The organism is Streptomyces sp. NPDC054840 (assembly GCF_053611065.1).
Map to the genome: position 1 here is coordinate 1 of NZ_JBSGZP010000302.1, position 8,399 is coordinate 8,399.

Annotated in this window: 9 protein-coding genes; 4 read left to right on the forward strand and 5 right to left on the reverse strand. The window is 71.2% G+C overall.

Features of this window, described 5'->3' with window-relative positions; translation table 11 throughout:
* The coding region (locus ACWGIU_RS21245; RefSeq protein ID WP_453708015.1) for a GNAT family N-acetyltransferase at window positions 1-443 on the forward strand (443 nt) is incomplete at its 5' end.
* A gap of 116 nt (window positions 444-559) precedes the next feature.
* Entirely contained in the window at window positions 560-943 is a 384-nt protein-coding gene (locus ACWGIU_RS21250; protein WP_453708017.1) for a VOC family protein, read from the forward strand.
* A gap of 107 nt (window positions 944-1,050) precedes the next feature.
* Here ACWGIU_RS21250 and zwf read toward each other — a convergent pair whose 3' ends face one another.
* Window positions 1,051-2,481: a glucose-6-phosphate dehydrogenase gene (zwf, locus tag ACWGIU_RS21255; RefSeq protein ID WP_453708019.1), complete on the reverse strand. Its 1,431-nt coding sequence runs from the start codon at window positions 2,479-2,481 to the stop codon at window positions 1,051-1,053.
* A gap of 195 nt (window positions 2,482-2,676) precedes the next feature.
* Between zwf and ACWGIU_RS21260 the strand changes: the two genes are divergently transcribed.
* The gene (locus tag ACWGIU_RS21260) at window positions 2,677-3,519 is read left to right on the forward strand and encodes a hypothetical protein (protein WP_453708021.1); all 843 of its coding nucleotides are present in this window, start codon (window positions 2,677-2,679) and stop codon (window positions 3,517-3,519) included.
* Window positions 3,520-3,562: 43 nt separating this feature from the next.
* Here ACWGIU_RS21260 and ACWGIU_RS21265 read toward each other — a convergent pair whose 3' ends face one another.
* On the reverse strand, window positions 3,563-4,057 hold the full coding sequence (locus tag ACWGIU_RS21265) for an anthrone oxygenase family protein (protein WP_453708023.1): 495 nt from the start codon (window positions 4,055-4,057) through the stop codon (window positions 3,563-3,565).
* A 410-nt stretch (window positions 4,058-4,467) separates the two neighbouring features.
* Here ACWGIU_RS21265 and ACWGIU_RS21270 point away from each other — a divergent pair, with 410 nt between their 5' ends.
* Window positions 4,468-5,871 carry an AMP-binding protein gene (locus ACWGIU_RS21270; protein WP_453708025.1) on the forward strand — a complete coding sequence of 468 codons (1,404 nt, stop codon included), beginning with the start codon at window positions 4,468-4,470 and terminating at the stop codon, window positions 5,869-5,871.
* Window positions 5,872-5,960: 89 nt separating this feature from the next.
* Here the strand turns inward: ACWGIU_RS21270 and ACWGIU_RS21275 are convergent, their stop codons facing one another.
* The 3 genes from ACWGIU_RS21275 to ACWGIU_RS21285 form a co-directional block, all read right to left on the reverse strand.
* Window positions 5,961-6,455 (reverse strand): DUF4232 domain-containing protein, encoded by a 495-nt coding sequence (locus tag ACWGIU_RS21275; RefSeq protein WP_453708027.1) that lies wholly within the window; start codon window positions 6,453-6,455, stop codon window positions 5,961-5,963.
* Between the two features lie 263 nt (window positions 6,456-6,718).
* A complete protein-coding gene (locus ACWGIU_RS21280; RefSeq protein WP_453708029.1) occupies window positions 6,719-6,913 on the reverse strand; it encodes a hypothetical protein in 195 nt (64 codons plus the stop codon).
* Between the two features lie 212 nt (window positions 6,914-7,125).
* Window positions 7,126-8,399, reverse strand: a 1,274-nt coding sequence (locus ACWGIU_RS21285; protein WP_453708031.1) for an RICIN domain-containing protein, incomplete at its 5' end; no start/stop codon positions are given.

Sequence of the window (8,399 nt, forward strand, 5' to 3'; positions counted from 1 at the left end):
CCGACGACGCGGTCTTCTTCGACGCGCTGCGCCGGATCCATGCTGCGACCCTCGACGCCCATGCGCTGAAGGCCGTAGCGGAGGGCGGCCTGGACCAGGCCGCCCAGGAGGAGCTCGACTTCTTCCACTGGTGCCCGTCCCCGCGGGAGTGGTGGCAGATCGCCCGCACACCCGAGGGCGACCTGGCAGGCATCCACATCCCCGCGCACAACCCCTCCGGACCGACCATCGGCTTCATCGGTGTCCTCCCGGAACACCGCGGCCGCGGCTATGCCTACGACCTGCTCGCGGAGTGCACCCACTTCCTGGTGGAGCACGGCGCCGAGGCCGTCACCGGAGCCACGGACCGGGGCAACTTCCCCATGGCCGCGAACTTCGCCAAGGCCGGCTTCCCCGTGGTGCGCGAGCGCATCAACTTCCACCCCGCCGCCCCGACCGCGTAGCGACGCGGTCCTGATCCTCGCCCCGCGCCGTCATGTTGTCGCTGCGGGGCGAGGCTGTCCGCCTGCACGGACACTGGCTGACGGTGGACCCCGGGTCACCCCCTACACTGAGGGGCATGGCATGCCGCATCAGTGAGCTGGTCATCGACGCCGCCGACCCCGACCGGCTCGCCGCATTCTGGAGCGAGGTCCTCGGCTACGTCGAACTCGGCCGGGAGGACGACGGAAGCATCGAGATCGGGCCGCCCGACGCCGGCTTCGGTGGGCCGCAGCCCACTCTCGTCCTCAGCCCCGGAGGCACCCCGCGGACCGGGAAGCTCCGGCTGCACATCGATGTCAATCCCACCGACCGCGACCAGGACGCCGAGCTGGAGCGGCTCCTCGCCCTCGGCGCCAGGCCGGCCGACGTGGGCCAGACCGGCACCGAGAACTGGCACGTCCTTGCCGACCCGGAGGGCAACGAGTTCTGCCTCCTGCACAGGCGGCTCCAGCCCCTCTGACCCACCACGTGCGACCCAGCCGGCCCGCTGTGTGCCCGTACTACCGCACCGCGCGCCCGGCCGTCGCCGCAACCCGAAGGTTCCGGAGCCACCGGCCGCTCGTCACATCAGTGGCGGTCGGGAAGGTGCCAGCGGTGCGGGGAGACCAGCGCGTCGATGCTGTCCGGCCCCCAGCTTCCGGGGGCGTACGGTTCCACAGGAGGGGGCGCGTCGAGCAGCGGGGCCGAGATCTCCCACAGGCGTTCGATGCCGTCGGACCGCGTGAAGAAGGACTGGTCGCCGAGCATGGCCTCCAGGAGGAGGTGCTCGTAGCCCTCCAGGGAGTTGTCGGCGGTGAAGGAGCTCTGGTAGCCGAAGACCATGTCGGCCTCCGCCAACCGCATGGTGGGGCCGGGTTCCTTGACGAGGAATCGGGCGGTGATGGAGCCGGGATCGGCGAAGTCGATGACGAGTTCATTTCCCCGGCCGTCGATGGCGGCACGCGCGTTCAGGGGGAACATCCCGAGGACGGGCTCGCGCAGTCCCAGGGTCACGACGTGCCGGCCCTCGGCCAGCGCCTTGCCCGAGCGCAGGTGGAAGGGGACACCGGCCCAGCGCCAGTTGTCGATCTCGACGCGCAGGGCGGCGAACGTCTCGGTGTCCGAGGCCGGATCGACCCCCGGCTCGGCGCGGTAGCCGGTGTATTGTCCGCGGACGGCGTGGGCGGGGTCCAGCGGCCGCATGCTGCGGAAGACCTTGACCTGCTCGTCCCGGAGCGACTGTGCGTCGAGGACGACCGGCGGCTCCATGGCGACGAACCCGAGCAGCTGGAACAGATGAGTGACGATCATGTCGCGGAAGGTCCCGGTGCCCTCGAAGAAGTGCGCGCGGCCCTGGATGTCGATCTGCTCGGGCACGTCGATCTGCACATGGCTGATGTGCTCGCGGTTCCAGAGGGGTTCGAAGAGGCCGTTGGCGAACCGGAGGGCGAGGATGTTGTCCACCGCCTCCTTGCCGAGGAAGTGGTCGATGCGGAACACGCGGGACTCGTCGAACACGGCATGGATCGCCTTGTTGAGCGCGCGGGCGGACGCGAGGTCGGTGCCGAAGGGCTTCTCCACGATGACCCGGGCGTCCTGGGCGAGGCCCGTGGCGCCGAGGAGTTCGACCATCGAGGTGAAGGCGACGGGCGGAACGGCGAGGTGGAAGAGCCGTCGCGGAGCGCCACCGACGGCCTGCTCGGCCGCGCGCACCGCCGCCACCAGCGGCTCCGGGGCCTCCGGGTCGGCCGAGCCGAAGGACAGGGCGGACTCGAACTCCTGCCATACGGGGCCCTCGGGGCGCGAACGGCCGAACTCAGCCACCGCCTGCCGTGCGTGGGCGCGGAAAGCCTCATCGCTCAGGGCCTCGACCGCCGGGGCGGAGCCGACGATGCGGTAGCGCCGGGGCATCAGCCCCGCCATGGCGAGATGGAACAGGCCGGGCAGCAGCTTGCGGCGGGCCAGGTCTCCCGTAGCGCCGAAGAGCACGATCACGTGGTCGGGGGTGCCTGAGGCCATTCGCCGCACTTCCGTTCCGGGCGGTCGTATCGTCCTGAGCACCCACTGTGCGTCTCCACCAGCAGTCCGGCACCCGGGGTTCCACCACCCGGGTCACGGCACGGCGCGATGTTCTCCTTGCTCACCCGGGGCCGTCGCGGGTGTGCGTTCGTTTCGCTGACGGGCGGGTATAGCCCTCGGCACTAGTCTCAGATCGTGGGACAGCCTCTGGAGAGCGTCGAAGGCGCGGGACCGTTCATCACCCGGCGCACCTGGCGGCGTCCCGAGGGGGAGACGGTGGTCTGGGATTCGCGGCCGGCGCGCAAGCGCGGCACGCTGTCGGTCCGGGGGCCGGGGGACACGGTCGGCCAGGTCTCGACCGCCGATCCCGGGGCGTTACGCCGACTGCGCACGCTCAACGTCGTCGCTTCCGTCGCGTTCGTCATCGGCGGGGCGTTGTTCGCCGTCGGCGCCGGGGTCTCGCAGTTCGGTACGGGGGATCCGCTCGTCAGCGCGTGGGTGTACCTCGTAGGGGGCCTGTTCTTCAGTACCGGGGGCTATGTCTCGGTACTGCAGGTGCTGAACGGGCCCCGGCACGCCCCGGATGGCGGTTTCCTGGGCACGGCCCGCTGGAGGTGGTGGGGGTACGAGCCGATGCGGCTGGACTGGCTGAGTACGTTCGTCCTGTTCACCGGGACGCTCGTGTTCGGGGTCAATCTGCTGGACTCCTTTCTGGAGGGCCTCAGCGTCCGCCAGGTCAACCGGCTGATCTGGACTCCTGACGTGATCGGGTGCGTGCTGTTCCTGATGTCGGGGCACCTGGCGTTCGCCGAGATCTGCCACCGGCCCTGGCCGTGCATCCGCTCCCGCAGTCTCGGGTGGTGGGTCGTGGCGGTGAACCAGTTCGGTTCGATCCTGTTCATGGTCTCGGCGCTGGCGGCCTTCACCCGCCCCGCCACCGGAAGCCTGGTCAACACCGACATCGCCAACTGGGCGACGCTGACCGGTGCGCTGTGCTTCTCGATCGGCGGGGTGGTGCAGCTCTTCGAGCGGCCGTAGGCGGTCGTGCCGGTGCCGGTGCCGGTGCCGGTGCCGGTGGGTGTCAGTGGAGGGTGAGGGTGTAGGCGAGGAGGACGAGGCTGACGGTGGTGAGGACGGTTCGCCAGGTGTTCGCCTTGTTCCAGGGGGTTTCGTAGCTGCTGCGGGTGGTGTGGGCGGTGGTGGTGTCGGCGTGTTCCGGGGGTCCGGCTTCTTCGAGGGCGTTGTTGAGGGGGATGTTGATGCGGGCGGTGATGGCCATGGTGGCGAGGTAGGTCGCGAGTGCGACGGCCAGCGGGAGGAGGGTGTCGCGGGCGTCGGGGTCGGTGCCGTGGAGGACGAGGGTGGTGGCGATGAGGAGGGGTGCGCCGAGGTAGGCGAGTAGGAACCAGCCGTTGAGGATCGCTTTGTTGACGTTCTGCATCGTCTCGATGAGGGTCTTGTCGGTGCCCCGGGCGAGGCCGGGCATGACGGCGACGGTGAACGCGAAGAAGAGGCCGCTGATGAGTCCGGCGGTGAGGGTCGCGGCGATGAGGGTTGCGGTTCGTGCGGTTTCCACGTGGTTCCTCTCTCTGGGGTTCCGCCAGGCGCCCGCCCGCCGCGTCGGACGGCCGGACAGGGGCGGTGCGTGCTGGGTCGTGCCAAGCGCGGTGCCGTGTGCTTCGGTGCGGTGCGGTGCGGTGCCGGGGTCGGCGGGTCGTTCCGGGCCCGGGGTGGGGCCGGGTTGCGCCGTGCGGTGCCATGCGCTGCCGTGCGGGTCGTACCCGTGCGGTGCGCGGCCGGCAGGTCGTACGTGCCGGGCCGGCCCAGGTCGAGCGGTGCGGTGCGGTGCCGGATGCTGCGGCGCCGGGCGGTGATGCCGGTGGTGTGGCGCCGAGTCTGGTTGATCATAAGGGTGGAGTGGTGTGTGTGGCCCTGTGGTTGGGTGGGGTTGTGTCTTCCTGCTGTTGCTGATTGGGGAGTGTTGTCGTGCTGACTGCTCTGACCGGGGAGTTCGGGGACCGCGGGGACGCGGTGTCGGTCGCGGGGCGTGCCGCGTCGTACGAGGATGTCCTGGGTGCGGCCGGGGCGGTGGCCGCCGATCTCGCGGGGTGGGGGCCGGTTCCGGCGTTCGCGGTGACCGCGACGGCTTCGCTGGAGACGGTGGCGGCTGTGGTGGGCGGCCTCCTGGCCGGGGTGCCGTGTGTACCGGTGCCGCCCGACGCGGGGCCGGTGGAGCGTGGTCATATCCTGCGGGATTCGGGTGCCCGGCTGCTGGAGGTGGACTTCGCCCGCCGTGCGCCGGCGCCCGGGCCCGTACCGTCGGGGATGGATGCGCGGGCTGTGCCGGGGCCGGGGCCGGGGCCGGGGGATCCGGCATTGATCCTGTACACGTCGGGCACCACGGGTGTGCCCAAGGGCGTGGTGCTGAGCAGGGGTGCGATCGCCGCGGACCTGGACGCGCTGGCGGCGGCGTGGGAGTGGGGTCCGCAGGACGTTCTGGTGCACGGGCTGCCGTTGTTCCACGTCCACGGGCTGGTGTTGGGCGTGCTGGGGGCTCTGCGGACGGGGAGTCGCCTGGTGCATACGGGCCGGCCGACGCCGGAGGCGTACGCGGCGGCCGCGTCGGCGGGCGGCAGTCTGTTCTTCGGCGTGCCCACCGTGTGGTCACGGATCGCGGCTGTGCCGGGGGCGGCAACGGCCTTGTCGGGATCCCGGTTGCTGGTGTCGGGGAGTGCGGCGCTGCCGACTCCGGTCTTCCGCGATCTGGAGCGGCTGACCGGGCACCGGGTGGTGGAGCGGTACGGGATGACCGAGACGCTGATCACTGTCAGTGGGCGGGCGGGTGGTGAAGTGGCTCCCGGCACGGTGGGTACCGCTCTGGAGGGTGTCGCCACGCGGGTCGTGGCCGAGGCGGGCGCGGAGATCGGTGAGCTCCAGGTGAAGGGGCCGACGCTGTTCTCGGGATATCTGGGCCGTCCGGAGGCGACGGCCGCCGCGTACACGGAGGACGGCTGGTTCCGTACGGGGGACATCGCGGCCGTCGACGGGAAGGGTGTGCACCGGATCGTGGGGCGTGCCTCCACCGACATGATCAAGTCCGGTGGGTACCGCATCGGGGCGGGCGAGGTGGAGAACGCGCTCCTTGACCATCCGCGGGTGCGGGAGGCGGCGGTGGTGGGTGTCCCGGATGCCGATCTGGGGCAGCGGATCGTGGCGTTCGTGGTGGCCGAGGGTGTCACCGGGGCGGAGCTCACCGAGTTCGTCGCGGCGCGCCTGTCCGGCCACAAGCGTCCGCGTGAGGTCCGTTTCATCGAGGCGGTGCCGCGCAACGCCATGGGGAAGCCGCAGAAGCGGCTCCTGCTGGAGGGGGAGGAGCGGCGCCGGACCTGAAGCGTGCGCCTGGCGGGGCGCTACCGTGCCGGGCGTGCCCGCCGCCCCACCCGTTCGCCGCCCCACCCGTTCGCCGCCCCCGACGGGCCTCACTCGCCGGCGTGCACCGGGCGGATGTCGAAGGTTCCGCACACCTGCAGGTGGTAGGGGATGTGCACGGCCTGGTAGCTGTTCGGCGGGTAGACCTTGACGTAGGTCGACGTCGGCCGACACTCCGTCATGCCCGGGCTGTTGGTGCGGAAGGTGGCGGTCACGGTCTCGCCGGGCTGGACGGAGACGGTGTTCACCGCCCCACCGGTGCGCGTCGCGGAGGTGCCGATCTGTTGATGCCGGACGTCCACGACACTCACGCCAGGGTATCCGCGCAATGTGCAGGCATGCGTCGAGGTGTTGGTGAACCGGATCGGGTAGTAGAGCGACCCCGCGGCGCCGTCCGGCTCGCCGATGGCCAGGTTCAGGTCGGCCACATGGCAGGTGGGGGTCCTCGGCAGGGCGGATGCCTGGGTGGCGCCGACCGCGGCACACGTGGTGGCGAAGAGGGCTGCGGAAGCGATGGTCGCCGCCCGGGTCAGGACGTGGATCATGGTGCCGACTCCTGTACCAGCGAAGGAAATTGTCCGGTCCGGCGGAGCGGGATCGATGCGACGGAATCCGGGGAGACAGGCCGCTCGACATATGCCGTCTGCGGGAGAGGGGCTCACCGTCCCGGGGGGATGCCTTGGCGGGGCGGCGCACTCCCGCGACGGGAAATTACGCGCCTGCTGGCACCATTCTAGCGGCCGGCGGTCCCCGCGACCTTTCGGCGGCGCTCACGCCTCCCCGGGCACCTCGGGTGGCGCTGCGGGCCTCAGGGAAGCAGGGGGCGTCCGTCCTGGGCCGCCTTGATGTGCTCGGGCCTGAGCGCCCCCTCTCCATGCTCGGTAACGAACGCGCGCACTCGGCCGAGGGGTGAGTCCTGCGGGGGCGGCCCTTCTTCCACCGTGCCGCCGAGGAACATTGCTCCGAGCGCTGCGCCTATGTTTTGCCGGTCGTTCAGATCCATGCGTGAACGGTAGGGCAAGGGTCTGACAGCGGTGTGACCGGTGTGACCGGTGTGCCCGACCCCGGGGCAACAGCCCCGCCATGCACACCGGCCGCCTGATGAACGGCCGCCGAGGCCCTCGCGGAGGCGCCGGACCGGACGTCGTGGCCCGCCGGCTCATCAGCCGTCGGGCGGTCGCCGGTCGTATGCGGTGCAGGGTCCGGCGGGCCGGATCACAGGGCGAAGAGCAGGTTCACCGAGTTGTAGTAGTTGGGCAGGTGCACCATCTCCGACCCCGGACACGGCGGGTCGGCCTTCGGCCAGTTCCGCGGGCCCAGCAGATGGTCGGAGTAGTCGCTGTGCCGGACCTTCGGTACGAACCAGATGCGGTACGTGCCGGGTCGAGCGTTCGGCTCGAACCGCCACAGTTGTGTTGCGCGGTCCACGCCGGTCCGGCAGGCGCGGAGGGTGACCTCGGCGAGATTCCCGCCGCCGGTGCCTCCGTCGAGGCAGGTGCCGGTGCCCGCGTTGCGGAGTTGGTAGGTGTTCTCGTGGGCAGGGAGCCGCTGCCATCCCTGGCTGGGCTTTCCGGTGCACTTTTCGAGCTGCAACGAGCCGTCAGAACCGGGGCCGCCCAAGCCGACGCAGAGCCCTGAGGCCACGTTGACCAGGGCGGCGCCGGTGCGATCCGGCGAGGGTGCAGCGGAGGTCGGCACCGCGGAGGGCGAGGCGGACGTGGAGGTGGAAGGGAGTGGCGCTGCGGGGGCCGTGGCGAAAGCCGCCGAGCCGATGGCAACGATCGGTACGGCTTCCGGGAGCGGGCCGTCCGGTGCCGCGGCGGTTCTGGCGGGAGCCGCCACCTGGCCGGACCTGTCGCTCTCGGCATCGGCCGGCAGCAGGACGACCACGGTGGCCGCCGTTCCCACCACGGCTGCCGCAGCGGCCCATTTCACGGCGCCGAGCTTGGTTCCGGCGAGCTGCGTCCCGTTCAGGGTGCCTGAGGCGAGATGGATGCCACCCCCGCCGAGGGCCGACAGGAAGGAGGCGGGGTTCCAGAGCAGGATTCCGCCCAACAGCAGCACACCGAGACGGCCGTTGAGATCGCGCAGGTCACGCTCGGCCCGGGCGCAGCCGTCACACCCGTGCAGGTGGCGGCCCAGGTCCCGGGTGAGGCGCTTGCCCGGCCGGCGCAGCCTGGCGGCGATCTGCCCGCCGTAGTGCCTGCACTCGTCGCTCGCGGTCTGGTCCAAGTGGGCGCGCAAGTAGGCCTCGCGCAAGCCTTCCCGGGCACGCGCGACCAGTGAACCGACGCCTCCCGCCGATATCCCGAGGCGTGCCGCGGTCTCGGCCGCCGGCTCGTGTTCGACGACCGAGTGCCAGAGCACGGCCTGCCAGCGCTCCGGCAGCGACCGGTAGGCGCGCAGGACCAGCGATCCCTCTTCCGCCGAGAAGACGGCGTCCTCGGCGTCCCGGCCGTCCGAAAGCTGTGCGGCCCATTCCTCGAAGT

Coding starts and splice junctions, on each gene's coding strand:
- ACWGIU_RS21275 (WP_453708027.1), bottom strand. CDS start 6,455: ATGATCCACGTCCTGACCCGGGCGGCGACCATCGCTTCCGCAGCCCTC.
- ACWGIU_RS21250 (WP_453708017.1), top strand. CDS start 560: ATGGCATGCCGCATCAGTGAGCTGGTCATCGACGCCGCCGACCCCGAC.
- zwf (WP_453708019.1), bottom strand. CDS start 2,481: ATGGCCTCAGGCACCCCCGACCACGTGATCGTGCTCTTCGGCGCTACG.
- ACWGIU_RS21280 (WP_453708029.1), bottom strand. CDS start 6,913: ATGGATCTGAACGACCGGCAAAACATAGGCGCAGCGCTCGGAGCAATG.